The sequence below is a fragment of the Variovorax sp. J2P1-31 genome (assembly GCF_030317215.1).
Classification (GTDB): Bacteria; Pseudomonadota; Gammaproteobacteria; order Burkholderiales; family Burkholderiaceae_C; genus Variovorax.
Window position 1 is genome coordinate 1397576 of the sequence record NZ_JASZYA010000001.1, and the last position, 25316, is coordinate 1422891.

At 69.3% G+C, this 25316-nt stretch carries 23 protein-coding genes; 20 read left to right on the plus strand and 3 right to left on the minus strand.

Annotated elements, in window-relative coordinates; genetic code table 11:
* The first annotated feature begins 7 nt into the window (after nt 1–7).
* The 8 genes from QTI20_RS06445 to QTI20_RS06480 all read left to right on the plus strand — a co-directional run bounded on the left by QTI20_RS06445 (nt 8) and on the right by QTI20_RS06480 (nt 10412).
* Nucleotides 8–1747, plus strand: a complete 1740-nt coding sequence (locus tag QTI20_RS06445; protein ID WP_286549150.1) for an ABC transporter ATP-binding protein — start codon at nt 8–10, stop codon at nt 1745–1747.
* A 327-nt stretch (nt 1748–2074) separates the two neighbouring features.
* Nucleotides 2075–3694, plus strand: coding sequence for a methyl-accepting chemotaxis protein (locus QTI20_RS06450; protein ID WP_286549148.1), 1620 nt, complete (start codon nt 2075–2077; stop codon nt 3692–3694).
* Nucleotides 3695–3699: 5 nt separating this feature from the next.
* Nucleotides 3700–4185 (plus strand): chemotaxis protein CheW, encoded by a 486-nt coding sequence (locus tag QTI20_RS06455; protein ID WP_286549146.1) that lies wholly within the window; start codon nt 3700–3702, stop codon nt 4183–4185.
* A complete protein-coding gene (locus QTI20_RS06460; RefSeq protein WP_286549143.1) occupies nt 4176–5420 on the plus strand; it encodes a CheR family methyltransferase in 1245 nt (414 codons plus the stop codon). The genes QTI20_RS06455 and QTI20_RS06460 overlap by 10 nt, the downstream gene beginning before the upstream one ends.
* A complete protein-coding gene (locus QTI20_RS06465; RefSeq protein ID WP_286549142.1) occupies nt 5413–6102 on the plus strand; it encodes a chemotaxis protein CheW in 690 nt (229 codons plus the stop codon). Before QTI20_RS06460 ends, QTI20_RS06465 begins: the two co-directional genes overlap by 8 nt.
* Nucleotides 6099–8327 (plus strand): hybrid sensor histidine kinase/response regulator, encoded by a 2229-nt coding sequence (locus tag QTI20_RS06470; RefSeq protein WP_286549141.1) that lies wholly within the window; start codon nt 6099–6101, stop codon nt 8325–8327. The genes QTI20_RS06465 and QTI20_RS06470 overlap by 4 nt, the downstream gene beginning before the upstream one ends.
* Nucleotides 8324–9367 (plus strand): chemotaxis response regulator protein-glutamate methylesterase, encoded by a 1044-nt coding sequence (locus QTI20_RS06475; RefSeq protein WP_286549139.1) that lies wholly within the window; start codon nt 8324–8326, stop codon nt 9365–9367. Before QTI20_RS06470 ends, QTI20_RS06475 begins: the two co-directional genes overlap by 4 nt.
* 1 nt (nt 9368) lies before the next feature.
* The gene (locus QTI20_RS06480) at nt 9369–10412 is read left to right on the plus strand and encodes a diguanylate cyclase (protein WP_286549138.1); all 1044 of its coding nucleotides are present in this window, start codon (nt 9369–9371) and stop codon (nt 10410–10412) included.
* A 49-nt stretch (nt 10413–10461) separates the two neighbouring features.
* On the opposite strand, the gene QTI20_RS06485 is transcribed toward QTI20_RS06480, so the two are convergent.
* Nucleotides 10462–11187, minus strand: coding sequence for a FadR/GntR family transcriptional regulator (locus QTI20_RS06485; RefSeq protein WP_183025707.1), 726 nt, complete (start codon nt 11185–11187; stop codon nt 10462–10464).
* A 230-nt stretch (nt 11188–11417) separates the two neighbouring features.
* Here QTI20_RS06485 and QTI20_RS06490 point away from each other — a divergent pair, with 230 nt between their 5' ends.
* The 7 genes from QTI20_RS06490 to QTI20_RS06520 are packed head-to-tail and all read left to right on the plus strand — an operon-like array spanning nt 11418 to nt 16757.
* The gene (locus tag QTI20_RS06490) at nt 11418–11909 is read left to right on the plus strand and encodes a RidA family protein (RefSeq protein ID WP_286549136.1); all 492 of its coding nucleotides are present in this window, start codon (nt 11418–11420) and stop codon (nt 11907–11909) included.
* 3 nt (nt 11910–11912) lie between these two features.
* The gene (locus tag QTI20_RS06495) at nt 11913–12578 is read left to right on the plus strand and encodes an amino acid ABC transporter permease (protein WP_183025709.1); all 666 of its coding nucleotides are present in this window, start codon (nt 11913–11915) and stop codon (nt 12576–12578) included.
* A gap of 1 nt (nt 12579) precedes the next feature.
* Nucleotides 12580–13236, plus strand: a complete 657-nt coding sequence (locus QTI20_RS06500; protein ID WP_286549133.1) for an amino acid ABC transporter permease — start codon at nt 12580–12582, stop codon at nt 13234–13236.
* A complete protein-coding gene (locus tag QTI20_RS06505; RefSeq protein ID WP_286549132.1) occupies nt 13217–13945 on the plus strand; it encodes an amino acid ABC transporter ATP-binding protein in 729 nt (242 codons plus the stop codon). Before QTI20_RS06500 ends, QTI20_RS06505 begins: the two co-directional genes overlap by 20 nt.
* Nucleotides 13946–13991: 46 nt before the next feature.
* Nucleotides 13992–14768 carry a transporter substrate-binding domain-containing protein gene (locus QTI20_RS06510; RefSeq protein WP_183025712.1) on the plus strand — a complete coding sequence of 259 codons (777 nt, stop codon included), beginning with the start codon at nt 13992–13994 and terminating at the stop codon, nt 14766–14768.
* A gap of 10 nt (nt 14769–14778) precedes the next feature.
* A complete protein-coding gene (locus tag QTI20_RS06515; RefSeq protein WP_286549129.1) occupies nt 14779–15801 on the plus strand; it encodes a succinylglutamate desuccinylase/aspartoacylase family protein in 1023 nt (340 codons plus the stop codon).
* Nucleotides 15798–16757 carry a threonine ammonia-lyase gene (locus QTI20_RS06520; RefSeq protein WP_286549127.1) on the plus strand — a complete coding sequence of 320 codons (960 nt, stop codon included), beginning with the start codon at nt 15798–15800 and terminating at the stop codon, nt 16755–16757. The genes QTI20_RS06515 and QTI20_RS06520 overlap by 4 nt, the downstream gene beginning before the upstream one ends.
* A 37-nt stretch (nt 16758–16794) precedes the next feature.
* Here the strand turns inward: QTI20_RS06520 and QTI20_RS06525 are convergent, their stop codons facing one another.
* Entirely contained in the window at nt 16795–18123 is a 1329-nt protein-coding gene (locus QTI20_RS06525; protein WP_286549124.1) for an MFS transporter, read from the minus strand.
* A complete protein-coding gene (locus QTI20_RS06530; protein WP_286549119.1) occupies nt 18120–18872 on the minus strand; it encodes an alpha/beta fold hydrolase in 753 nt (250 codons plus the stop codon). Before QTI20_RS06530 ends, QTI20_RS06525 begins: the two co-directional genes overlap by 4 nt.
* 727 nt (nt 18873–19599) lie before the next feature.
* Between QTI20_RS06530 and QTI20_RS06535 the strand changes: the two genes are divergently transcribed.
* From QTI20_RS06535 to QTI20_RS06555, 5 genes are all read left to right on the plus strand, one after another.
* A complete protein-coding gene (locus QTI20_RS06535; RefSeq protein ID WP_286549118.1) occupies nt 19600–20556 on the plus strand; it encodes an ABC transporter permease in 957 nt (318 codons plus the stop codon).
* A gap of 11 nt (nt 20557–20567) precedes the next feature.
* Nucleotides 20568–21503 carry an ABC transporter permease gene (locus tag QTI20_RS06540; RefSeq protein WP_286549117.1) on the plus strand — a complete coding sequence of 312 codons (936 nt, stop codon included), beginning with the start codon at nt 20568–20570 and terminating at the stop codon, nt 21501–21503.
* A gap of 42 nt (nt 21504–21545) precedes the next feature.
* Entirely contained in the window at nt 21546–23243 is a 1698-nt protein-coding gene (locus tag QTI20_RS06545; RefSeq protein WP_286549115.1) for an ABC transporter substrate-binding protein, read from the plus strand.
* Nucleotides 23244–23311: 68 nt separating this feature from the next.
* The gene (locus tag QTI20_RS06550) at nt 23312–24280 is read left to right on the plus strand and encodes an ABC transporter ATP-binding protein (protein WP_286549113.1); all 969 of its coding nucleotides are present in this window, start codon (nt 23312–23314) and stop codon (nt 24278–24280) included.
* Between the two features lie 40 nt (nt 24281–24320).
* A complete protein-coding gene (locus QTI20_RS06555) occupies nt 24321–25298 on the plus strand; it encodes an ABC transporter ATP-binding protein (protein WP_286549112.1) in 978 nt (325 codons plus the stop codon).
* Nucleotides 25299–25316 lie beyond the last annotated feature (18 nt).

The window sequence follows — 25316 nt, forward strand, 5'->3', positions numbered from 1 at the left end:
CGCGTCCATGACCCCGCTTCTGGCGATCGAGTCGCTGAACGTGAGCTTCGGAGGCGTGCCGGCGGTACGGGCGGTGGACCTGTCCATCGGCATCGGCGAGACGCTGGCGCTGGTGGGCGAATCGGGCTCGGGCAAGTCGGCCACGGCGCTCTCCATCCTGCGCCTGCTGCCGCCTGACGCCACGATCTCCGGCCGGGTGCTGTTCCAGGGGCAGGACCTGCTGGCGATGCCGCAGCGCCGGTTGCGCGACCTGAGCGGGCGCGAGATCGGTATGGTCTTCCAGGAACCCATGGTCTCGCTCAACCCCGTGTTGCGCGTCGGAGAGCAGATCGCGGAGACGCTCGTGCGGCATGCGGGCCTGTCGCGCGCACAGGCGCGCGCCAGGACGCTCGACCTGATCGCGCTGGTACGCCTGCCCGACCCCGCCCGGCTCTGCGAACGCTTTCCTCACCATCTGTCGGGCGGGCAGCGCCAGCGCATCATGATCGCGATCGCCGTGGCTTGCAGTCCCCGTCTGTTGATCGCGGACGAACCGACCACTGCGCTGGACGTGACGGTGCAGGCCGAGATCCTGGGCCTGCTGGATTCGCTCAAGCGCGAGCTCTCGATGAGCCTGTTGCTGATCACGCACGACCTCGGGCTGGTGTCGCAATGGGCGGATCGGGTGCACGTGATGCACGACGGGGCCATCGTCGAGCGCGGGACCACGGCCGAGGTGCTGGCCGACCCGGCCCATCCGTACACCCGCGGCCTGCTGGGCGCGGCGCTGCATGGCGACGGCGTGCGGCACTATCGACGCGAGCGCCTGACCGAGATCCGCAAGCACCGGGAGCCCGATGATGGCGCCTGGCGCTTCGAGCTTCACACACCGGGGATCGCCGCCGCGCCGCCGGATGCCGCCAACGATGCGGGCGAGGGCGCGCCCCTGCTCGAGGTGCGCGACCTGCATGTGCGCTACCGCGAACGCGACGGCCGCGAGCTGCACGCGGTGCGGGCCGTCTCCTTCGACATCCAGCCTGGCGAAACACTGGGCCTGGTGGGCGAGTCCGGCTGCGGCAAGTCCTCGCTGAGCCGGGCGATCACGCGTCTGGTGCCAGTGGCGTCGGGCCGGGTCCTGTTCGATGGCGCCGATCTCACCGCGCTGTCCGGCAACGCCTTGGCGCGCGCGCGTCGGCCGTTGCAGTTCGTGTTCCAGGACCCGCATGGCGCCCTGAACCCGCGGCACACGGCGCTGGAGATGCTGAATCTCGCCCAGTGGAGCTTCCCGGATCTCGACGCGGCGGCGCGCACCAGGGCCGCGCGGGAGATGCTCGACCAGGTCGGCCTTCCGCTGTCGGCGCTGCATCGCTACCCGCACGAATTCTCGGGCGGCCAGAAGCAAAGGCTGGGCATCGCGCGCGCGCTGGTCCAGCGGCCGAAGCTGATCGTCTGCGACGAGCCGGTGTCGGCGCTGGACGTGTCGGTGCAGGCGCAGATCCTCAATCTGCTGAGCGAACTCAAGGAGCGCTTCGGCCTGACCTATCTCTTCATCTCGCACGACCTGGCGGTGGTGCGCTACTTCACCGATCGCCTGCTGGTCATGAAGGACGCCGAGATCGTCGAGCGCGGCGATTCGTCACAGGTTTGGACATCGCCGGCCAGCGCGTACGCACGCACGCTGATCGCCGCCGCGCCGACCCTGTCCGGCATGGGTGGCCAGCGAGCCGCGGCGATGGCGGGCAACGAGAAGATGGGCCGCAGGGCCTAGGCAAGGACGCGCCGAGGGCGCTTGATGCGAACTCCGGCGGATGCCCCTTGCTGCGCTGTCACCGCGCGCGCCTTCGCGCACCATGGGTCACGCCAGCCCGGCGCCGAGTGGGTGTTCAGCATGACGTTTTCGTGCGGGCGCGACGCCACGCAATCACCGAAACAGTGAGCGCACTTACATTTTTTCACTGGAACAGTCGCGCGCGGATTCATTGTCGTTACCATTGCCGCGGCTTCCAGGCGGGCATGCGAGCCGAGCCTCGATGGCTTGTGTGCTGAAGCGGTAAGCCATTCTTCTACGTCTCGGTGCCCGCGCCATCCCCGTCCTATGAAAAACCTGACCCTTCGCCAGCGCATGCTGGCCAGCTTTGCCGTGATCCTGGGCATCATGGCCTCGATGGCAGCGCTCAATCTTGCGCGCCTGGTGACGATCGAACGCGAGGCCGACGTGCTGCGCACCGACTCGGTACCGGGCCTGTTCTACAGCGCCTCGCTGCGCTCGACCTGGGGGGCGGGCTTCATCCAGCTGCGCGACGTGCTCGAGCAGCCCACACCCGAAAGCCGGCGCAACCTGCTGGCCGCGCGCGCGCGCTTCGATGCGCATTTCGACGAGCTGATGGCCGGCTACGACGGCACCCTGCATCTGCCCGAAGAGGCGGCGCTCGCCAAGGAGTTCCGCCAGGCGGCCACGGAGTACCGGCGCTTGCGCGACGTGCTGCTGGCCGATGAGAGCCTGGCCGTCCCGGGCCGCGCGCGCGCGGCGGTGCAGGAGCAACTGCTGCCGCAGTTCACGCGCGGCAGCGAGGCGCTGGTGGCGATCCTCGCCGTCAACAAGAAGCAGGCCGACATCGCGACCGCGAGCATCAGCGCGGCGATCGCGAATGCCGAGAAGGGCATCCTCGTTTCGCTGGGCGTGGCGCTGGTCGCGGCCTTCGCCTGCGGCGTCCTGCTGATGCGCGCGATCACCCAGCCGATGGGCAGCATCGTCAGCGGGCTCACGCAGCTGGGCGCGGGCGACCTGACCCGGCGCCTCGACCTGGCGCGCAAGGACGAGTTCAATGCGATCCAGCTCGGCTTCAACACCACGGCCGACGAACTCTCGACGCTGGTGAGCCGGGCACAGCGCTCCGCGATCCAGGTGGCGACCTCGGTGACCGAGATCGCGGCCACCTCGCGCCAGCAGCAGGCCACCGCGACCGAGATCGCCGCCACCACCACCGAGATCGGCGCGACCTCGCGTGAGATCTCCGCCACCTCGCGCGACCTGGTGCGCACCATGACCGAGGTGTCGGGCGCGGCCGAACGCACGGCCGAGTTGGCAGGCAGCGGGCAGACCGGCCTGGCGCGCATGGAAGACACGATGCGCAACGTGGTCGACGCCGCGGGCTCTGTCAACGGCAAGCTGGCGGTGCTCAACGAGAAGGCCGGCAACATCAACCAGGTGGTGACGACCATCACCAACGTGGCGAACCAGACCAACCTGCTGTCGCTCAACGCGGCCATCGAGGCCGAGAAGGCCGGCGAGTACGGGCGTGGCTTCGTGGTGGTGGCGACCGAGATCCGCCGCCTGGCCGACCAGACCGCCGTGGCCACCTACGACATCGAGCAGATCGTGCGCGAGATCCAGTCCTCGGTGTCGGCCGGCGTGATGGGCATGGACAAGTTCTCCGAAGAGGTGCGCCGCGGCATGGCCGACATGCAGCAGGTGGGCGACCAGCTGTCGCAGATCATCCAGCAGGTGCAGACGCTGGCGCCGCGCGTGCAGATGGTCAACGAGGGTATGGGTGCGCAGGCGACCGGCGCCGAACAGATCAACCAGGCGCTGGCCCAGCTGAGCGAGGCCACGCAGCAGACCGTCGAGTCGCTGCGCCATTCCAGCTCGGCCATCGACGAGCTGAACCTGGTCGCCAACGACCTGCGAAGCGGCGTCTCGCGCTTCAAGGTGTGAGTTCCGTGCGCAGGCTGTTCCTGCTGTTCCGGCTGGGCGAGGACCGCTATGCGGTGGCCGCCGATGCGGTGCTGCGCGTGCTGCCCCTGCAGGCGCTCAAGCAGCTGCCGGGCGCGCCGGACTGGGTGGCCGGCCTGCTGGTCCACCGGGGTGCGCCGGTGCCCGTGATCGACCTGAGCCGCATGGCGATCGGCCGGCCTTCGCGGCAGCTGACCAGCACGCGCATCGTGCTGGTGAACCACCGCCACGGCGGCCAGGGCGCGGCCCACACGCTGGCGCTGATGCTCGAAGGCGTGACCGAGACCGGTCACCGCAACCCGGCCGACTTCGTGCCCTGCGGCCTCGACAGCCCGCGCGCGCGCTACCTCGGGCCGGTGCTCGACGAGGCGGAAGGCATGCTGCAGTGGGTCGACGTCGACGCGCTGCTGAGCGACGAAGCGCGCGCCTTGCTGTTCCCCGATGCCGTCGCAGGGGCGCTCGCATGCAGCTGACGACCCACCCGCGCTTCGGCGACCTGCTCAAGCAGCGCATCGGGCTGGATGCCGGGTCCATCGGCGATGCGGCGATCGCGCGCGCCGTGCGCCTGCGCTCGACCGCCTGCGGCGCCGCCGACGACGACCACTACTGGGCGCTGCTGCAGTCCAGCCCGGCCGAGGTGCAGCAGCTGGTCGAGGCGGTGGTCGTGCCCGAGACCTGGTTCAACCGCTACCCGGAGTCGCTGGTCACGCTGGTGGAGGTGGTGCGAGAGCGCCTGTTGCGCAGCGCGCAGGTGCGGATCCTCAGCCTGCCCTGTTCGACCGGCGAGGAGCCGTACTCGATCGTCATGGCCCTGCTCGACGCGGGCATTGCCGCCGAAGGCTTCACGGTGGACGCGGTCGACGTCAGCGAGAAGGTGATCGCGTTCGCGCAGCGCGCGGTGTATGGCGCCAACTCCTTCCGTGGCGACGTGGCGGGCCTGCGCGAGCGCTACTTCACGGCTTCGCCGCAGGGCGAGGTGCTGGCCCGGCGCGTGGTCGAGCGCGTCAGCCTGCGCGCGGGCAACCTGTTCGATCCGGCATCGCTGGCCGGCGGGCAGCCCTACGACATCGTCTTCTGCCGCAACCTGCTGATCTATTTCGATGCGGCGACGCAGGAGCGCGCGCTGGACGTGCTGACGCGCGCGACGCAGGCGACGGGCGCGCTCTTCGTCGGCCCGGCCGAGGCCAGCCTGCTGACCCGGCACGGCCTGCGCGCGATGGCGCCGCACGCCTTCGGTTTCCATGTGGGCCGCACGGCCGCGGTGCCCCGCGCCTTGCCGGTCCATCCGGCGCCGTCGGTGCCGAGGCCGTGGCCCGCGCCCGTTGCCGCGCGGCGGGTGCCGGTGCGGGCGCAACCCGTGGCCGCGTCCTCGCCCCCGGTCGCCGCGCCGCCGCCCGACAGCGAAGGCGTTGACGCGCTGCGCCGGCTGGCCGACCGTGGGCCGGCGGCCGAGGCGCTCGCGGCCTGCGAACGCTGGCTTGCGGCGCATGCGCCGACCGCGCAGGTCTATGGCCTGCAGGGCGTGCTGCACGATGCGCTGGGCCAGCCGCGGCAGGCGGAAGCCGCGTACCGCAAGGCCCTCTATCTCGAACCCGCGCATGCGGAGTCGCTGGTCCACCTGGCCGCGCTGCTGGAGGCGCAGGGCGACCTCGAGGGCGCGCGCCGCCTGCAGGCACGCAGCGCAAGAAGGGAGCGCCGCCATGCTTGAAGACCTGTCGCAGGCGGCGGTCGACGACTGCTGGAACCGCATCGGCATCCACGGCGACAAGCGCTGCGAGCTGCTGGCGGCGCACGTGCACTGCCGCAACTGCCCGGTCTACGCGCGCACCGCGCGGGAACTGCTCGACCGCTTTCCGCCGAGCCTGGCCGCGGCCTCGACGCCGGCCGACGAGGATGCGGCGATCGCCTCGCACATGGCGCATCACGCGCTCGCGCTGCTGGTGTTCCGCGTGCAGGGCGAATGGCTCGGCCTGCCGACCCGCGTGCTGGAAGAGGTGGCGCCGGTGCGGCCGGTGCACACGCTGCCGCACCACTGGAGTCCGGCATTGCTGGGCATGACCAACGTGCGCGGCACGCTGACCGTCTGCGTCTCGCTGGCCCAGCTGCTGGGCATCGACCCGCAGCGCACGCCCGAGGCGCGCGCGCGCCAGGGCGCGCCGCGGATGCTGGTGATGGCCGGCGCCAATGGCATCGGCCGGCCCGTCGTGCTGCCGGTGGACGAGGTCGACGCGATCTACCGCGTCGACGAGAACGCGATGCAGGCGCTGCCCGACACCCTGTCGCATGCCAGCGTGAAGTGCGCGCGCGGCATGGTGCGCTGCGGGCCGCGCACGGTCGGCCTGCTCGACGCGGCGCTGCTGGCCCAGGCCATCGACAGGAGCCTGGCATGAATCCCGACCAGATCCGCGACGCCTCGATGCTGGAGCTGTTCCAGATGGAGGCCGAGACCCAGGTCCAGGTGTTGAATGCCGGCCTGCTCGCGCTGGAGCGCGATCCGCGCGCGGCCGCGCACCTCGAGGCCTGCATGCGCGCGGCCCATTCGCTCAAGGGCGCGGGCCGCATCGTCGACCTCGAACCCGCAGTGCGCATCGCCCACGTGATGGAGGATTGCCTGGTGAAGGCGCAGGAGGGCCGGCTGCTGCTGGAGCCCGCCGACATCGATGCGCTGCTGATGGGCGCCGACCTGCTGCTGCGCGTCGCCACGCCCGGCATCGACTTGGCGCGGGACATCGGCGAGCTGGAGGCGCGGCTCAGTGGCCAGGCCCCCGCCGGCGTGGCCGCCGCGCCGGCCGCCGCCACGCCCGTGCCCGTCGCGCTGCCGCTGCCCCTGCCGGCCGTGGCCGAGGCACCGGCCGCATTGCCCGACGAGGAGCGCGTGCTGCGCGTGACGGCCGACACGCTCAACCGGCTGCTGGGCCTGTCGAGCGAGACGCTGGTCGAGTCGCACCGGCTCGACCCCTTCAACGCGTCCATGCTGCGGCTCAAGCGCCAGCAGCGCGGCGCCAGCCAGGCGCTCGAGACGGTGCGTGGGCTGCTGGCCGAGCAGCCGGCCGACGCGCGGCTGCAGGCTGCGCTCGACCAGGCGCTGCAGATCATGGGCGAGTGCGAGCGCGGGCTGGGCGAGCGCATGGGCGAGCTCGACCAGTTCGGCTGGCGCATGAGCCACCTGGCCCAGCGCCTCTACGACACCACGCTGGCCTGCCGCATGCGGCCCTTCGGCGACGGCCTGGGCGTGATGGCACGCTCGGTGCGCGACCTCGGCCGCGCGCTCGGCAAGCAGGTGCGGCTCGAGGTCGAGGGCGCCGCGACGCAGGTCGACCGCGACATTCTCGAGAAGCTCGAGGCGCCGCTGACCCACCTGATGCGCAACGCGCTGGACCACGGCATCGAGACGCCCGAACGGCGACTGGCCGCCGGCAAGCCCGCCGAAGGCGTGGTGCGGCTGCAGGCACGGCACAGCGCCGGCATGCTGCTGATCGAGATCGGCGATGACGGCAAGGGCATCGATCTCGAGCGCTTGCGCGCCGAGATCGTGCGCCGCCGCCTGTCGACGGCCGAGACCGTCGAGCGGCTCAGCGAGGCCGAGCTGCTCGAGTTCCTGTTCCTGCCCGGGTTCAGCACCCGCACCGAAGTCACCGAGATCTCGGGCCGCGGCGTGGGGCTCGACGTGGTGCAGAACATGGTGCGGCAGCTGCGCGGCGCGGTGCGGGTGCACCAGCAGACCGGGCAGGGCATGCGCTTCGTGCTCGAGATGCCGCTGTCGCTGTCGGTCATGCGCAGCCTGCTGGTGGAGATCGGCGGCGAGAACTACGCCTTTCCGCTGGCCTACGTCACGCATGCGCTCGAGGCGCCGCGCGCCGGCATCGAGCAGATCGAAGGGCACCAGCACCTGCGCTTCCTCGACCGGCACATCGGCCTGGTGTCGGCGCGCCAGCTGCTGCAGTACGACGAGCCCGCCGCCGCCGGCGACACGGTGAGCGTGGTGGTGGTCGGCGAGCATGGCGCGATGTACGGCGTGGCGGTGGACCGCTTCGTCGGCGAGCGCACCCTGGTCGTGCAGCCGCTCGACCCGCGCCTGGGCAAGCTGCAGGACATTCAGGCCGGCGCGCTGATGGAAGACGGCGCGCCGCTCCTGATCCTCGACGTGGAGGACCTGCTGCAGTCGATCCGCAAGCTGATCGCGGGCGGCCGGCTCACGCGCGTGGACGCGGGCGGCGCGGTCGCCGACACCTCGCCGCGCAAGCGCGTGCTGGTGGTGGACGACTCGTTGACGGTGCGTGAGCTCGAGCGCAAGCTGCTGGTCAACCGCGGCTACGACGTCGCGGTCGCGGTCGACGGCATCGACGGGTGGAACGTGTTCCGCTCGGAGCCCTTCGACCTGGTGGTCACCGACGTCGACATGCCGCGCATGGACGGCATCGAGCTCGTGACGCGCATGAAGCGCGACCCGCGGCTGCAGCACATCCCGGTGATCGTGGTCTCCTACAAGGACCGCGAGGAAGACCGCCAGCGCGGCCTCGACGCCGGCGCCGACTACTACCTCGCGAAGAGCAGCTTCCACGACGAGGCGCTGCTCGACGCGGTGGAGGACCTGATCGGAAAGGCAAGCGCATGAAGATCGGCATCGTGAACGACATGCCCCTGGCGGTCGAGGCCCTGAAGCGGGTCATCGCGCTGGAGCCCAGCTTCCAGGTGATCTGGGTCGCCGGCACCGGCGCCGAAGCCGTCGAGCGCTGCGCCGCGCAGCGGCCCGAAGTGGTGCTGATGGACCTGCTCATGCCGGTGATGGATGGCGTCGAGGCGACCCGGCGCATCATGGCCGAGACGCCCTGCGCGATCGTCGTCGTCAGCGGCGATGTCGCGGGTCAGACCGGCCGCGTGTTCGATGCGATGGGCCACGGCGCGCTCGACGTCGTCAGCACGCCGGTGCTCGGGCCGGGCGACATCCGGGAGGCGGCGGCGCCGCTGCTGCGCAAGATCCGCAACGTGGGCTGGCTCATCGGCCGCTACGACCCGGCGCGCGGGGCCCCGCCGCCCGCGGCCGGCCAGGGCCCGTCCGCGCCGGCGACGCGGCTGGTCGCGATCGGCGCTTCGGCCGGGGGCCCGGCCGCGCTGGCCGAACTGCTCAAGGCCCTGCCGATCGATTTCCCGGCGGCGATCGTGCTGGTGCAGCATGTGGACGCGCATTTCGCGGCCGGCATGGCGACCTGGATCGATGCCCAGACCGTGCTGCCCGTGCGCCTGGCGGTGGATGGCGAAGTGCCGCGCGTGGGCACCGTGCTGCTCGCCGGCACCGACGACCACCTGCACCTGCGGCCCGACGGCCGCCTCTGCTACACCCACGAGCCGGCCGCCGCGCTGTACCGTCCCTCGATCGACGTGTTCTTCCAGGACCTGGCCAGCCACTGGCGCGGCGAGGCCGTGGGCGTGCTGCTGACCGGCATGGGGCGCGACGGCGCGCAGGGCCTCAAGGCCATGCGCGAGCGCGGCTTCCTGACCATCGCCCAGGACCGCGCCAGCAGCGCGGTCTACGGCATGCCGAAGGCGGCGGCCGAGATCGACGCCGCCACCGAGATCCGCCCGCTGAGCGAGATCGCGACCCGGCTGATGAACTGTTTGCCGACGCTGCGCGCGCCGGCCCCCCGAGGATATTGACATGCTCCCGATCCCAGACCCGTCCCCGGTCCTGCCCGAGCAGGGCGCGCATTCCACGATGGTGCTGCTGGTCGACGACCAGTTCATGGTGGCCGAGGCGGTGCGGCGCGCGCTGGCCGCGGCGCCGGAGATCGCCTTCCATTTCTGTTCCGACCCGGCGCAGGCGCTGACCATCGCGGTCCAGACCCGGCCCACCGTGATCCTGCAGGACCTGGTGCTGCCCGGCGTGAACGGCCTGTCGCTGGTCGAGGCCTACCGCGCGCACCCGGTGACGCGCGACATCCCGATCATCGTGCTGTCGACCAAGGAGGATGCGGCCGTCAAGAGCGCGGCCTTCAGCGCGGGCGCCAACGACTACCTGGTGAAGCTGCCCGACAGCGTCGAGCTGATCGCGCGCATCCGCTACCACTCGCGCTCGTACCTGGCGCTGATCCAGCGCGACGAGGCCTACCAGGCGCTGCGGCAGAGCCAGCAGCAGCTGCTCGAATCGAACCTCGAACTGCGGCGCCTGACCAACTCCGACGGCCTGACCGGGCTGGGCAACCGCCGCTACTTCGACGAATACCTCGAGGCCGAATGGGACGGCTGCGTGCGCGACGGGCGCCAGATCAGCGTGCTGATGATCGACGTCGACCATTTCAAGGCCTTCAACGACCAGTACGGCCACGTGCCCGGCGACGAGGCGCTCAAGCGGGTGGCGCGCACCATCCTGGCCTGCTGCGACGGGTCCTCCGGCCTGGCCGCGCGCTTCGGCGGCGAGGAGTTCTCGCTGGTGCTGCCCGGCCTGCCGCTCGGCGGCAGCCGGCTCATCGCCGAGAAGCTGCGCCGCGCGATCGAGGCGCTGCGCATCCCGCATTCGGCCTCGTCTTCCGGCCCCTGGCTCACCGTGAGCGTGGGGGTCAGCGCGACGGTGCCGCAGGTCCGCGGCACCTCGTCGACGCTGGTGGAACTGGCCGACCGCGGCCTCTACGAAGCCAAGCGCCTGGGGCGCAACCGCGTGGCGGTCGGCGACAGCGGTCTGGCCGCGGGGGCGTCCGCGGCCTGAGCGAAGCGCGCCGGCCACGCGGTGGCGCCGGCGCGGGGCTGCCTTCGGCTCAGCCGTAGACGCTGAGCGAAGCCAGGATCTGCGTGAAGTAGTCGGTCGCCAGTTGCGTGGCCGCCTTGGCATCGCGGGCCTCGATCGCATCGACGATGGCCGTCAGTTCGCGCAGGGTCTTTTCCCGCACGATGGTGCCCACGGGGCTGTGCAGGCTGGAGCGCCCGTCGTACTGCACGGCGCGGCGGTCGGTCACCACGGCCTCGAACACCTGCATCAGGAAACGGTTGCGCGTGGCGCGGTAGATCGCCTGGTGCACGCCGTAGATGCCTTCCTTGAAGTCGATCCACTGGTCGGCGTCGCGCACGGCCGCGAGGTGGTGACGCATCAGCGCCAGGTCCTCGGCGTCGGCGCGCTGCGCGGACAGGGCCATCATGGCCGGCTCGAACAGCAGCCGGCCTTCGAGGATCTCGCCATAGGTCGGCACGTCTTCATGGTGGGCGGCCACCGGCAGGTCGGTTTCGCTCAGCAATTGCAGCAACGAGTCAGCCAGGAAGGTGCCGCTGCCGACCTTGCGCAGCAACAGGCCCTGGCTGCTCATCATCGCCAGCGCGTGGCGCACGGTGCCGCGCGTCGTGTGGAACTGCGTCGATAGGTCACGTTCGTTCGGCAGCTTGTCGCCGGGCTTGAGCACGCCGTCCTGTATCGACTGAAGGATCGCCCGATAGACCTTCGATGCGGTGGCCTTGTCCTGGGCGCCGATGCGCTCCGACAGGTCGGCCATCGGCCCGGTGGCGGTGTTTGACGGAAGCCCGGGGGCTATGGTTTTATATTTCGCCAAAATGGTTGACCAATGATGAACTGCAATCCTAGAATAAAAACAGCTTCCTGCGGGATCTCGCAAGGAGCATGCACCAGAATTGGTTAACCAATTGCAGTGAACGCTGCGATTTTCCCAGATAACACGGCGGCTGCACCACCTTGGGTGGCGCGAGCTCCCCAACTCCACCATTCATGGCACTGGATTCGAACACCGCGACCGACCCGACACCCGAGATGCGGCTCGCCGGCCTGGGCCTGGCCTTGCCGTCGGCCCCCGAGCCGGTGGCCAATTTCGTGGCCTGGCGGCGCGTCGGCCCGCTGCTCTATCTGTCGGGGCAGGGGCCGCTGGAGGCGGATGGGCACCTGCATGTCGGCCGCGTCGGCGAAGAGGTCGAGATCGAAGCCGCCTACCTGCACGCCCGGCTCACCGGCCTCAACCTGCTGGCCGTCGCGAAGGAGGCGCTCGGCGAACTCCGCCGGGTGCGCAGCGTGGTCAAGCTGCTGGCCTTCGTCAACGCGGCACCGGGTTTTGCGCAGCATCCGAAGGTCATCAACGGTTGCTCCGACCTGTTCGTCGCGGTGTTCGGCGAGACCATCGGCCGCGGCGCGCGGTCGGCGATCGGCGCGGGCTCCTTGCCCGGCAACCAGACCGTCGAGGTCGAAGCCATCCTGGAAGTGGACTGACGCATGGCCTACCAGTTCCAGTTCGAGGCGCTTGCGCCGTACACCGGACAGCTGATCGAGGGCATGGCCCATACGCTCGCGTATGCCGCATCGAGCATCGTGCTCGGCATGGCGATCGGGGTGGTGGGCGCACTGGTGCTGATCTACGGCAGCAAGCCGCTGCGCGGCGCCACGCGCGTCTACGTGGAGTTCTTCCGCAACACGCCGGCGCTGGTCCAGCTGTTCCTCATCTACTTCGGCCTGCCGAACCTCGGGCTGCGGCTCGATGCGCCGGTGGCGGGCGTGATCTCGCTCGCGCTCTATTGCGGCGCCTACATGGTCGAGGTGTTCCGCTCGGGCCTGCTGTCGGTGCCGAACGGCCTGTCCGAGGCGGGGGCGGCGCTCGGCCTGCGCCGTCGGCAGGTGCTGGTGCACGTGCTGTTCGTACCGGCGCTGCGCAACGTCTTCCCGTCGCTGGCGAGCCAGATGGTGCTGACCCTGATCGGCACCAGCCTGATCTCGCAGATAGGGGTCGAGGACATCTTCCATGCGGGCAGCTTCATCGATTCGCGCACCTTCCGCAGCTTCGAGGTCTACCTGGTGATCTGCGCGATGTATTTCGTGGCGGTGCAGGCCCTGCGCATCGTGCTGGGCTTCGTGCAGCGTCGCCTCTTTCCGAAGGAGTTCTGAGATGCGGAGTCTCTCCATCGCCGACCTGTGGCTGATTCTCGGCGCGATCCGCTGGACCGTGGCCCTGGCACTGACCGCGCTGGTGATCGGCAGCGTGATCGCGCTCGGCATCGCCGTCGCGCGCACCTCGCGCCATGCCTGGCTGCGGGTGGTCGCGCGCATCTACGTGGAGCTGGTGCAGGGGACGCCGCTGCTGGGCGTGCTGTTCCTGCTGTACTTCGGCGTGCCGATGCTCATGGGCATCCAGATCGATGCCTTCACCGCGGCCACCATTGCCTTCTCACTATCGGCGGGGGCCTTTCTGGGCGAGATCTGGCGCGGCAGCGTCGAGTCGGTGTCCAAGGGGCAGTGGGAGGCCGCGGCCTGCGTCGGCCTGCGGCGCTGGCATGTGATGCGCCATGTGGTGTGGCCCCAGGCCGCCCGTGTCGCGCTCGCACCGACTGTGAGCTACCTGGTGCAGCTCATCAAGAACACCTCGCTGGCGGCGCTGGTCGGGCTGGTCGAGCTGACCCGTTCGGGACAGATCGTCGCCGGCTCGACGCTCGCGCATCTGCCGGTCTTCTGCGGCGTGGCCCTGTGCTACTTCGCCATCTGCTATCCGCTGGCTCGCCTGGCACTCTCCCTGGAAGGACGCATGCATGTCACTCGTGCGCATTGAATCGGTCGAAAAGCACTTCGGTGACAACCATGTGCTGCGTGGCGTCTCGACGGAGGTCGCGAAGGGCGACATCGTGGCGCTCGTGGGCCGCAGCGGGTCCGGCAAGAGCACGCTGCTGCGCTGCGTGAACGGGCTGGAGACCATCGGTTCCGGCCGCATCGTGGTCGATGGTGTCGATGTGCATGCGCCATCGACCGACCTGGCGCTGCTGCGCCAACGCGTTGGCATGGTGTTCCAGAGCTTCAACCTGTTCCCGCACCTGTCGGCGTCGGCGAACGTCACGCTGGCGCCGGTGCTCACGAAGAAGATCACGCGCGACGAAGCCCCCACGCTCGCCCGGCAGATGCTGGAGCGCGTCGGGCTGGGCCAGAAGCTCGATGCCATGCCGTCGCAGCTGTCGGGCGGCCAGCAGCAGCGGGTGGCGATCGCGCGTGCCCTGGCGATGTCGCCGCAGCTCATGCTGTTCGACGAGGCCACCTCGGCGCTCGACCCCGAGCTCGTGGGCGAGGTGCTGCGCGTCATGGAAGACCTCGCGCGCGAGGGCATGACCATGATGGTGGTGACGCACGAGATGGCGTTCGCGCGCCGCGTCGCTTCCGAGGTGCTCTTCATGAACCAGGGCCGCATCTGGGAGCGCGGCACGCCCGAGCGCATGTTCGGCGCGCCGCAGACCCCCGAGTTCCAGCAGTTCGTCCAGTCGGTCGTCTGACCGCCTTCCGTCCCTTCCCATTCCGTTCACTTCCAGGAGCCTTCCCATGTCCAAACCTGCATCCCTGATCGCTGCCGCGCTGCTGTGCGCCGCGCCGTTGTTCGCGCACGCGGACAAGCTCGCCGACATCAAGTCCAAGGGCGTGATCCGCATCGCGACCACCATCGATGCGGCGCCGTGGGGCTTCACCGATGCCGCCGGGAAGCCCACCGGGCTCGACGTCGAGCTGGCGGAGAACGTGGCCAAGGCGATGGGCGTCAAGCTCGACCTGCAGCAGGTGACCGGCGCCAACCGCATTCCCTACCTGCTCTCGAACAAGGTCGACGTGGTGATCGCCGCGCTCGGCAGTTCGCCGGAACGCGCCAAGCAGGTCGCGTTCTCCAAGCCCTATGCGGCGGTGTACCTCGGCGTCTACGGCGGGAAGGGCATCGCGAAGGTCGCCAAGCCCGCCGACCTGGCCGGCCAGAGCATCGCGGTGCCCAAGGGCTCGACACCCGACCTGTCGCTCAGCGAGATGGCCCCCGGCGCCAAGCTGATCCGGCTGGAGGACACGGCCTCGACCATCTCGGCCTTCCTGTCCGGCCAGGCACCGCTGTTCGCCGAGAACAACTTCATCGCGCAGAAGGTCGCCGACGAGAACCCGGCCAAGGGCATCGAGATGAAGACGCTGCTGCGCATCAGCCCGGCGTACATGGCGGTGCAGCCGAGCGAGACCGCGCTGCTAGCCGAGATGAACAAGATCGTCGATGCCAAGACGGCCGACGGCAGCCTTGCCGCCTTGCGCCTGAAGTGGTTCAAGGACGAGCAAAAAGAAGTCAAGTAAGGAGCGACCAGTGAGCGAGCGCGGAACCACCGTTTTCACGGACATCGACTGGGCACGGCCCGGCAAGCAGGTCGGCCATGCATGGCTGCCGCATTCGGGGCATGCCGATGCCTGGGGCGCGGTGGCGCTTCCGCTGGCGGTCATCGGGAACGGCGAGGGCCCGACCGTGCTCGTGACCGGCGCCATCCACGGCGACGAATACGAAGGCCCGATCGTCATCAACGAACTGATCCGTGCCCTCGAGCCTTCGCAGGTCAAGGGCCGGCTGATCCTGATGCCCGCGGCCAACGCGCCGGCGCTGCGCGCGGCCTCGCGCGTGAGCCCGCTGGACGGGAAGAACCTGGCACGCGTGTTCCCAGGCGATCCGTACGGCACACCGACCGAGCAGATCGCCGCCTTCATCCACGACACCCTCTTTCCGCTGTGCGACGCCTATGTCGACCTGCATGCGGGCGGCAGTTCGCTGTTCATCGACGAAAGCGCCCAGGTCGTGGTCACGCCGACGCTCGACCCGGCCGTGCGTGCGCGCGCCGAAGACATGGCGCGCTGGTTCGGCGCCAAGCTCACGGTCATCACCGACAACATGGGCGATCCGCGTACCAGTTGCGGCGCGGCGGCCCATCTGGGCCTGGCGGCCATCGCCGCCGAGATGGGGGAGAACGGCAGCGTCTCGCCGCAGGGCGTGAAGCGCACGCGCGAATGCCTGGCGCGCGTGCTGGCGCGGCTGGGCGTCGTGCCGGCCGCCCTGCAGGCCGAGCCCCCTTCGAGCCGGCGCGTGCGCATCGTTGCGCGCGGCGGCAACCTGCTGTCGCCCGGCGACGGGTACTTCGAGCCGCTGCACGGCCTGGGCGACACGGTGGCCGCGGGCGATGTCGCGGGCTACCTGCATTCGCTGACCGAGCCCTCGCTGACGCCACGCGCGTTGCGCTTCGCCGCCAGCGGCAGCGTCTACTCGCAGCGCACCTTCGGCATCACGCGACAGGGCAACAGCCTCTGCGTGCTGGTCGAGGACGATGCCGAGGCGGCCGCATGAGCGCCGAAGCCTTGCCCATCGTCCTCGAGGACTACCTCGCCGCCCATGTCCGCGTGGCGCCCTTCATCCGCAAGACGCCGCTGGTGCCGGCACACCCCTGGCTGCCGGGCGATGCGAGCCAGGTCCGGTTCAAGGCCGAATGCCAGCAGGTCACCGGTTCCTTCAAGGCACGGGGCGCCTTCAACCGGGTCCTCAACCTGCCCGACGACGTGCGCCGCCAGGGCCTGGCGACCGCCTCGGGCGGCAACTTCGGCGCCGCCGTGGCCTACGTGGGCAAGACCCTGGGCCTGCCGGCCAATGTGTTCGTGATGAACACCAGCACGCCGATCACGCGCGCCCGCATCCAGAGCCACGGCGCCAGGCTCACGGTGCACGGCGATTTCTGGGACCAGAGCTGGGACGCCGCCGGCGCCAACGTCGCCGAACACGGCGGTGCGCTGCTGCACCCCTATGCCGACCGCGACGTTGTGATCGGGCAGGGCACGACCGCGCTCGAGATCATCGACGAATGGCCCGAGGTGGAGACCCTGGTGGTGGCGATCGGCGGGGGTGGCCTGCTGGCCGGCATCGCGCAGGCCGCGAAACTGCGCAAGCCGTCGATCCGTGTGATCGGCGTGGAGGCGGCGGGCTGCCCGACGCTGTTCACCTGCCGCGCCGAAGGCCGCATCGTCAAGCTCGAGAACGTGAAGACGATCGTGCCGATCCTGGCCGCGCGCTCGACCGAGCCGCTCAACTTCGACCTGATCGAACGCTATGTCGACGAGATCGTGCTGGTCGACGAATCGGTGATCGAGAACGCCGCGCGCGATGCATGGCGGCATGCCGGGCTCGCGATCGAGCTCGGGGCCGCCACGGCCGTGGCCGCCGTGACCGAGCGCTGCTTTGCCCGGCGGGACGACGAAAGGATCGCGGTCGTGTTGTGCGGCAGCGGCAGCGACGGGATGCCGCGCGACTGAAGTCCGTACGCGGCCGCGGCGACGGGGCGGGGCGCGCTCAGCGGGCCTGCAGCTCGCGCTCGCGCCGCAGCCGGTAGCGCGGCTCCTCGATGCGCGAGACCATGACCACGGCGAGCGTCTTGAAGCACAGCGCCATCCAGAAGATCGGCGCGTAGCCCAGCTGGGTGGCGATCAGGCCGCCGAGCAGCGGTCCGAAGGCCATCATCAGGTGCGAGGCGGTGTCGGACACCGCGATCAGCATGGGCAGCTCGTGCGCCTTGCCGAACTCCAGCACGAAGTTCTGCGACGCCACCTGGTAGCCGCCGAAGCCCGCGCCCAGGCCGCAGAAGGCCAGGATGAAGGCCGGCATGGTGGCGCCCAGGATCAGCAGCAGCGTCGCGCCCGACCACACGCCCACGCTCAGCATGAAGACCAGCCGGTAGCCGCGGCGGTCGGCGATCTTGCCCCACAGCAGGTTGCTGATCGTCTGCGAGAGCAGGAAGGCCAGCGAAAAGTAGCCCAGCGCCGCACCCGACAGGCTCACGAAGTTGCCCACGTGCAGGATGTAGAAGGGCACGGCCGAGGTGCCGAGCGCGGCCAGCGCGCGGGCGAAGAAGAAGCGCCGGTAGTGCGGGTCGGCCCGCAGCAGCGCGGGCACCTCGGTCAGCCGCTGCCGCAGGCTCGACGGCGCGGCCCGCACCGACAGCGACTTGGGCTCGCGCACGAAGGTCAGGGCGCTGATGCCCACGCTGGTGAGCACGAAGGCCAGCATGAAGGTCGAGCCGTAGCCGCTGCCGAAGGCATTGGAGCCCACGAGGTACTCGCCGCCCAGGTAGGCCACGCCCGAGGCCGTGAGCCCGCCGAGGAAGTTGCGCATGCCCGTGAGTCGCCCGCGCTGGTTGACCGGGATCACCTTGGACATCAGCACGCTGAAGGTCACGCCCTGCATGCCGCCGAAGAAGCCGAACAGCGCCAGGAAGATGCAGGCGGTGCCCAGAGCCCAGGAGCCCGACAGCAGGAAGGCGCTGAGCGCGAGGCCCAGGATCTGCAGCCGCATGAGCCAGCCGACCGAGTACACCACCCGCATCACGTGGTTGCGGTGCTCGATCAGCGTGGCGCCCCAGATCGAGGACAGCGCCATGCCGATGAACTGCGCCCCCAGCGCCAGGCCGACCGCGACCTTGGAGCCCGAGAGCATGTAGATGTAGGCGGGCACGAAAGTGGGGGCGCTCATGAGCCGGAAGCCCGTCATGCCGAGCATGCCGTGCGCCAGGTTGGCCGCGAAGTTGCGCGGCAGGTCGCGCATCACCTGTTCGTTGTAGAGCGCCTCGTCGCTGGCGGAGCCGTCGATCGTCGCCGCGGCGCTGGGGGTGTCGGGCTTGTTCATGGGGCGGTGGCGGCGAAGGTGTGCATGGCATCGGCGGGTGTCATGGGGGGGCAGGCCAGCAGGTCGACGACCGCCCGCAACCATGGCGGCCGCTCGCGGGTGCAGACGGCGATGGGGTGGGGAAGGGCGGAATGCTGCGCGGCGAGCCGCGCGAAGTGCGCGGCGTACTCGGGCGGCCGCGCATCGGTGGCGAGCTCGGCGATGGCGAAGGGGTCGGGCGGAGCGGGCTGGGCGGTGTCGACCAGCGGGATGTAGGGGGTGGAGGCGCTGCATGTGCCGGCCATGCCGGGGCCGTCGAGCAGGATGGCGCCGCGCACGAGCGCGGGTCGGGCGCCGGCGATGAGCAGTGCGATGTAGGCGCCGAGGCCGCGGCCGCAGACGGTGGCGGGGCCGAGGTGTGCGAGGGCGATGTCGACGTCGCCCATGAGGACCTCGCAGCTGTAGCCGCCGCCGGAGGGGATGGAGGAGTGGCCGTGGCCGGTGAAGTCGAGGGCGTGGACGGCGCCGGGCCAGCCCTCGTGGGCGGCGGCGGGGTGGACGGCATGGGACTCGCCCAGGCCGTGCAGCAGCAGCAGGGGATGGGCGCCGGGCTGCGTGGCGGGGCGCAGCGGGTGCAGGGCCAGGCGGATGCGTCCGTGCGGGAGGAACGCGGTCGGCTGCACCGGGCCGGGATCCCGGGCGGGGCGCGCGTCACGCCTGGGCGCTGCGCCGTCCATGTCGATCGCCATCGAAAGTGATGCGGAAATCATGATGTCGGTATGTTCCTGGTGGCTGAGGGGCGGCCCGATCGACAAAAACCATTCGCAAACAAGCACTTACCGCGCATCGCTTCTCTTTGTGCCTGTTTCCGGAACGGAGAAGTTTGATGGGTACGTAAATTTGTTTGTTCGGTATGGTGGCGGAGATGCTAGCACGGCGTCCGGAACAGTGCTTGGCCCGACGTGAATGACGAAAGTTTCCAATGTAGAAGGCCATTTCGTGTGATGTAGAGATCGAACATTCAGGGCGCCTCATGACTTCGAATTCATGATTTTGGGAATAGTGGTGTGTATTTTTTTCTTCGAATCGACATCAACAACGCCTTTCTGGCGCATTGCTGCGCTGCAAGAAGTGCCTGATTTCTAGGGGGATACCCTGGAAATCCGGCAATGAGGCGTGATTGATTTGACCGATTTAGTGGTCTCGGTATGATTCTTTCATCGAGCTTGCCCATGCAGCCGGATCGGCCCCCGCCCTTCGGCTCCGCAGATTGGCTTTCTCGGTACGTTCCCTCCCAAGGGGCCCGCGATGGGGCAGCAGCCGGCGATGGGTGACGCGTTTCGCCGGTGGTTCGAAAGAAGTACAGGAGACAAATGGTGAGCACTGAATCGACGTGGGCCGGTGAACGGCCCCTTGCAGCGAGACGACGGCGCCCGGACGACGGCGTGCCGGCCACGCCTTCTTCCTCCCGTCCCCGAACCGGCGGCAGGTGAGGCGATGCAGACCTACATCCTGCGCCGCCTCCTGGCCCTGCTGCCCACGCTGTTCATCGCCAGCGTGATCGTGTTCGTGATCGTCCGCATGGTGCCGGGCGACGTGGTCGACCTGATGCTGAGCCAGAACGATGCCGGCTCGAACAACCTGACCCGCGAGCAGCTGCTCGAGACCCTGGGCCTGGACAAGCCCATGTGGAAGCAGTACGGCATCTGGATCGGCGACCTGGCCCTGCGCGGCGACCTCGGCCACTCGCTGTGGCAGGGCGATTCGGTGCTGAGCATGATCGCGACGCGCCTACCCGTGACCTTCGAGCTGGGCCTGCTGGCCATGGTCATCGCGCTGAGCGTGGCGATCCCGGTGGGCGTGTACTCGGCGGTGAAGCAGGACGCCGCGGGCGACTACATCGCGCGCTCCTTCTCGCTGCTGATGCTGGCGGTGCCCAGCTTCTGGGTCGGCACCATGGTCACGGTCTTCCCCTCGATCTGGTGGGGCTGGTCGCCCGAGATCCACTTCATGCCCTTTCGCGAGGACCCGCTGCAGAACCTCAAGCAGATGCTCATCCCGGCCGTGATCCTGGGCTTGTCGCTGTCGGCCATCACCATGCGCATGACGCGCACCATGATGCTCGAGGTGCTGCGCCAGGACTACATCCGCACGGCGCGCGCCAAGGGCCTCAAGGAAACGCTGATCCTCACGCGCCATGCGGTGCGCAACGGCCTGATCCCGGTCATCACCCTGATCGGCAGCCAGGCGCCGATCCTGATCGGCGGCGCCGTGATCCTCGAGCAGATCTTCGTGCTGCCCGGCATGGGGATGCTGCTGCTCGACGCCGTCAACCAGCGCGACTACCCGGTCGTCACCGGCGTGTTCTTCGTGGTCGGCCTGACCGTGATGTTGATCAACCTGCTGGTCGACCTGAGCTACGGCCTGATCGACCCCAAAGTGAGGCAGCGCTAATGGAAGCCAAGATGCAAGCCCATCCCGCCGCGACGGTCGCTCCGGTCACCCCCGCCGTGAAGCCGGCGCCCGCCGGCCGCCCGGCGAACGCGAGGAAGAGCCAACTGGGCTGGTTCGTGCGCAAGCTGTTCCGCGAGAAGCGCCTGGGCGCGGCCGGTGCGGTGATCGCGCTGGTGTTCCTGTTCTTCGGCCTGTTCGCCGACCTGCTCGCGCCCTACGGCATGAACGAGGTGGACATGGGCGCGCGGCTGCAGGCGCCGTCGTGGGGCCATCCCTTCGGCACCGACAACCTGGGGCGCGACCTGCTGTCGCGCTGCATCTACGGCGCGCAGATCTCGGTGGTCATCGGGCTGACGGTGGCGGCCATCTCCACCTTCATCTCGGCGGCCATCGGCATCGTCTCGGGCTACTTCGGCGGCAAGGTCGACATGGTGATGCAGCGCTTCGTCGACGCCTGGATGAGCTTCCCCGGCCTGATCGTGCTGATCGTGGTGGCCTCGGTGTTCGGTTCGGGCATCACGCAGATCATCGTCACGCTGGGGCTGCTGATCGGCATCGGCGGCTCGCGCATCGTGCGCAGCGCGGTGGTCTCGGTGCGGGAGGACATGTACATCCACGCCGCCAAGTCCATCGGCGCCTCGGCCCCGCGCATTCTCTGGCGCCATGTGCTGCCCAACGTGATCGCGCCGCTGATCGTGCTGTTCACCTCCAGCGTGGGCACGGCCATCCTGGCCGAGTCGGGCCTGTCCTTCCTGGGCCTGGGCGTGCCGCCGCCGTACCCGACCTGGGGCGGGATGCTCTCGGGCAACGGCCGCACCTACATGCTGCAGGGGCCCTGGCTCGCGCTGGCACCCGGCCTGTGCCTGACCCTGGTCGTCTACGCGATCAACGTGTTCGGCGATGCGCTGCGCGACATGCTCGATCCGCGGATGCGCGGCTCGCGCTGAGCCCCCGCACCCCACCCCCAAAAACAGAAGGAGACACAGGCAATGAAGATGATCAGGACTTTGCTCGCAGGCCTCACGGGCATGGCGTTGGCCACGGTGGCGGGCCAGGCGATGGCGCAGGCCGACACGCCCAAGTACGGCGGCACGCTCGACGTGGCCACCACCAGCACCGGCGTCACCACCCTGTCGTGGGACCTGGCCGACTGGCAGGCCACGCTGCAGACCCGCGACACCGGCCAGTTCTACGAGCAACTGTTCTCGGTCGACCTGGGCAAGGCCAAGAGCCGCGGCGGCAAGTACCCCTTCACCATCAGCGGCTGGCAGCCCAGCGACGCGATCCGCGGCGAACTCGCCGAGAGCTGGGAATGGGTCACGCCGCTGGTGCTGGAGATCAAGCTGCGCAAGGGCGTGAAGTTCCCGGCCAAGGCCGGCGTGATGCCCGAGCGCGAGCTCACCGCCGAAGACGTGGTGTTCAGCTTCAACCGCATGAACACCAGCGCGAAGAAAACCCAGGGCTACTACGACCACATCGACAAGGTCAGCGCCAAGGACAAGGGCACGGTGGTCTTCACCTTCAACAAGTTCCTGGCCGACTGGGACTACCGCTTCGGCAACGGTTTCTTCTCCGGCATCGTGCCCAAGGAAGTGGTCGATGCCGGCCCGGGCAACTGGAAGAACGTCAACGGCACCGGCCCCTTCATGCTCGGCAACGTGGCGCAGGGCAACTCGCTGACCTTCGTCAAGAACCCGGTGTACTGGGACCAGGAAACCATCAACGGCACCGCGTACAAGCTGCCCTTCGTCGACAAGCTGGTCCACCGCGTGATCAAGGACGAGGCCACGCAGCAGGCCGCGCTGCGCACCGGCAAGCTCGACATCCTGTCCTCGATCTCCTCCGAGGCCGCCAAGGAACTCAAGAAGACCGCGCCGCAGGTCAAGTGGAACCGCTGGCTCAGCACCTCGGCCGCGCGCGTCGCGCTGCGCGTCGACACCAAGCCCTTCACCGACGTGCGGGTGCGCCGCGCGCTCAACATGGCGGTCAACAAGCAGGAGGTGATCGACAAGTTCTACGGCGGCGAGGCCGAGATGTTCGTGTTCCCCATGCATCCCGAATACGTGGGCTACCACACGCCGCTCAAGGACATGCCGCCCGCGGTGCAGGAGCTGTTCAAGTACGACCCGGCCAAGGCCAAGAAGCTGCTGGCCGAGGCCGGCTACCCCAAGGGCTTCGCCTTCAAGATGCAGATCTGCACCTGCAACACCGAGCAGATGGAGCTGATGCCGCTGGTCGCGGCCTACCTCGAGATGGTGGGCGTGAAGATGGAGATCGTGCCGATGGAATACGGCGCGCACCTGTCGGCCATGACCAGCCACACCAACGGCGCGGGCTACCTGACCACCATCCCCGACGTCAACCCGACCACCTCGCTGCGCATCAACTACGGCAAGGGCCAGGTCTACAACGCGCCGATGTGGGACGACCCCAAGTTCGACGCCCGCGTGGTCGAGGCGCTGGGCGAGCGCGACGAGGCCAAGCGCCAGCAGATCCTGCGCGAGAGCACGGCCTTCATCCTCGAGCAGGCGCCGGCCATCTGGATGCCCGCGCCCTACCGCTACACCGCCTGGTGGCCCTGGGTGCGCAACTACGGCGGCGAGCTCTTCGTCGGCGCCGGCCGCAACGCGCCGATCCATGCCCGGGTCTGGATCGACCAGGACATGAAGAAGAAGATGGGTTTCTGATCCGCACGAGCCCCGACCGCAGCGCCGCCGGCGCCGCGCCAGCCCCCCGATCGATAAAGGAAGCCACCATGGCCACTCCCGTTCTGCAGGTCAGAAACCTCACCACCCGCTTCAGGACCGAACGCGGCATGGTCACCGCGGTCGACGGCGTCTCGTTCGACGTGAACGCCGGCGAGACGCTGGCCATCGTCGGCGAGTCGGGCTCGGGCAAGAGCGTGACCGCGATGTCCATCCTGCGCCTGATCGCCTCGCCGCCGGGGCGCATCGAGCGCGGCGAGATCCTGTTCGACGGCCAGGACCTGCTCAAGCTCAGCGACGAGGAGATGCGCGCGGTGCGCGGCAACCGCATCGCGATGATCTTCCAGGACTCGATGTCCTCGCTGAACCCGTCGATCACCATCGGCAAGCAGATCGCCGAGCCGATCAACCTGCACCGCAACGCCTCCTGGGCCGAGGCCTATCGCAACGCCCGCGACCTGCTGGGCATGGTGCAGATCCCCGATGCGCAGAACCGGCTGTCGGCCTACCCGCACCAATTCTCGGGCGGCATGCGCCAGCGCGCCATGATCGCGATGGCGCTGGCCTGCGACCCGCGGCTGATCATCGCGGACGAGCCGACCACAGCGCTCGACGTGACGGTGCAGGCCCAGATCCTCGACCTGCTCAAGCAGCTCACGCGCAAGGCCCAGACCTCGATGATCCTGATCACCCACGACATGGGCGTGGTCGCGCGCTACGCCGACCGGGTGGCCGTGATGTACGGCGGGCGCATCGTGGAGCAGGGCCCGGCGCGCGAGATCTTCAACCGGCCGACCCATCCCTACACCCGCGGCCTCCTGGCCTCGATCCCGCGCATCGACAGCGACACCGACCAGCCGCTGCAGGCCATCGAGGGCATGCCGCCCGACCTGTCGGCACTGCCCGCGGGCTGCGCCTTCGGCCCGCGCTGCCGGCAGGCCACGGCCGAATGCGCCGCGTCGCGCCCGCCGCTGACGGCCGTCGGCGAATCCCATCTCAAGGCCTGCTTCAACACCTGAGGCAGCTGGTCCCGGTTCCAACCCATCCGAAGAAGGCGTTATGGAAGACATCCTGAAAGTCGAAAACCTGCAGATCCACTTTCCCGTGATGAAGGGCGTGGTGTTCAAGAAGCAGGTCGCCACGGTCAAGGCCGTGGACGGCGTGTCGTTCTCGGTCAAGCGCGGCGAGACCCTGGGTGTGGTGGGCGAGAGCGGCTGCGGCAAGTCCACCACCGGGCTGGCGCTGATGCACATGCTCGCCACCACCAGCGGCCGCATCCTGTTCGAGGGGCAGGACGTGACCAGCTTCACGCGCGACCAGGTCAAGCAGTTCCGCCGCCGCGTGCAGATGGTCTACCAGGACCCCTACGGTTCGCTCAACCCGCGCATGAAGGTGCGCGACATCATCGGCGAACCGCTCGAGGTGCACGGCCTGGACAAGGACCGCGAGAAGTACGACCAGCGCATCGCCGAGCTGCTGCGCATGGTCGGGCTGCTGCCGGACATGGCCGACCGCTACGCGCACGAGTTCTCGGGCGGGCAGCGCCAGCGCATCGGCATCGCGCGCGCGCTGGCGCTCGAGCCCAGCCTGATCGTCTGCGACGAGCCGGTGTCGGCGCTCGACGTGTCGATCCAGGCCCAGGTGAGCAACATCTTCAAGAGCCTGCAGAAGCGCCTGGGCCTGACCTACGTCTTCATTGCCCACGACCTGGCGGTGGTGCGCCACATCAGCGACCGCATCGCCGTGATGTACCTGGGCCGCGTGGTCGAGATCGCCTCGCGCGACGACCTCTACAAGGCGCCCAAGCATCCCTACACCCAGGCCCTGCTGTCGGCGGTGCCGGTGGCCGACGTGGACGCCGAGCGCGACAAGGAGCGCATCGTGCTCAAGGGCGAGATCCCGAGTCCGCTGCGCATCCCCTCGGGCTGCCGCTTCCACACCCGCTGCCCGGCCGCGATGGACAAGTGCAAGACGCAGGACCCGGCCATGAGCGAGCACGGCGGCGGCCATGCCGTGGCCTGCCACCTGTACGCGTGAACACCCCCAACGGAGACC